Raw genomic sequence first — 1,756 nt, 5'->3', positions numbered from 1 at the left:
TAAGCCCGTAGCTTCGCACAAAACGTCCATTCACTACCGTAGAGATCGCATTTCGATTTGATCTCGTCCACTCTGGACGGCTGACATAGCCGCTAATTCGGTAATCGAGGCTCTCTCCTTCCAGCAGCAGCATGGATTTCGCCGCAGAAGTTCCGTAAATAGCGGCAATCACCTGCAGCAAATCACCATTACCCAGCGTTTGCAGCAATGTATTGCCATTATGCCGCAATGTGAAGGCTACTTCTGGATGCGAAAGCGCCATTCGATACAATACATCCGAAATGTGTCCCAGCTCGGTCTGGATTGTTTTCATATATTTCAGCCGTGCAGGTGTATTATAAAACAGCTCCCGTACGGTAAAATCCGTCCCTTGTCTACTAGCAGCATCCTCGTGAAGCAACAGCTTACCGCCCTCAATCACTAATTTACGGGCACGTCCGTCATCTCCGGCTGCTGTAAGCAACTCTACTTTCGATACAGCCGCAATACTTGGCAACGCCTCTCCTCGGAAGCCGAGACTTGTGATCTGAAACAGGTCGCGACCATGTCCAATTTTGCTTGTCGCGTGCCGATAGACTGCCGTCTCCACATCTTCAGGCTCAATGCCACTTCCATTATCCGTCACCCGGATACTTTGCAGGCCGCCCTCTTCTACCCATACGTCCACCCGCGTACCGCCTGCATCAATCGCATTTTCTACCAGCTCCTTCACGACGGAGGCTGGACGTTCCACGACCTCACCGGCAGCAATCTGGTTCGCAATATGTTCATCCAGTACCCGAATTTTAGACATCCTTTTAACCTCCTCCTGACTTCAAAGTGTGATGAAAAATAAGAATAATGTCACTTATTTTAACTACAGGCCATTGGCCTTGTTTTTAAGATCATTTAATAGCTGCATTGCCTGTAAAGGAGTCATATTCATAACATCAGCATTTTTCACCTTGCGCAAAATTTGGCGCACAATCGGATTAGCCTCTACTGTCTCTGCGTGTGGCTTGGAGGCGGCAAGCTCCTGCTCTCCGAAAATGGACAGCTGTACCACTTCGGTTGCTCCTTGCTCCAACGTGCTGGAAGTTTCCACCGTCTGCAGAGTATCTTCTTTTACCAGGGTGGCCTGCTGTGATAAAGACTGAGCTGATGATGCAGTTTCTCCGCTTTCTCGCAATGTCTGGCCTGAATTATATTCGGTCAAAGAAGAAATATCTTCTGTCCCTGAAACTGTACGAAGATCAGTCCCTTCCTTCCCTCCTACTACTGTCTCGGTACCTGCCGTTACTTGAGCCGCTGCCTGTTCAAAACCATTCAGCAGTCCATTCGCTCGCTCAATAATGTTATTGGGCAAACCTGCAAGCCGAGCACAATAAATACCATAGCTACTGCTAGCCGCTCCCGGTATGAGCTTGCGCAAGAAATTCACCTTGTCGCCGCTTTCCTGCACGGCCATAGAGTAATTTCGCAGCGAAGACAGGCCTTGCTCCAAATGTGCCAGCTCATGGAAATGCGTGGATACCAGCGCCTTACAGCCAATCGTGTCATGGACAAATTCGATGACTGCCTGTGCAATTGCCATGCCTTCACTGGTGGACGTACCTCGTCCCAGTTCATCAATAATGATCAAGCTTCGCGGAGTTGCCTTGTCCGTCATTACTTGGATATCTGCCATTTCGACCATAAACGTACTCTGCCCGCCGATGAGATCATCCGCCGCGCCGATCCGTGTGAAAATGCGATCCAGCATTGGCACCTTGGCACG

2 protein-coding genes are annotated in these 1,756 nt (G+C 49.7%); both read right to left on the bottom strand.

Features of this window, described 5'->3' with window-relative positions:
- On the bottom strand, positions 1-793 hold a 793-nt coding region (mutL, locus tag GRP75_RS25875), incomplete at its 3' end, for a DNA mismatch repair endonuclease MutL (protein WP_160790756.1).
- Positions 794-856: 63 nt separating this feature from the next.
- The coding region (locus GRP75_RS25870) for a MutS-related protein (RefSeq protein ID WP_483311116.1) at positions 857-1,756 on the bottom strand (900 nt) is incomplete at its 5' end.

The sequence above is a fragment of the Paenibacillus sp. OT2-17 genome (genome assembly GCF_009827695.1).
GTDB classification, from domain to species: domain Bacteria; phylum Bacillota; class Bacilli; order Paenibacillales; family Paenibacillaceae; genus Paenibacillus; species Paenibacillus polymyxa_B.
The sequence above is the reverse complement of the archived record's forward strand: the minus strand, read 5'-3'. Positions and strand labels throughout refer to the sequence as shown.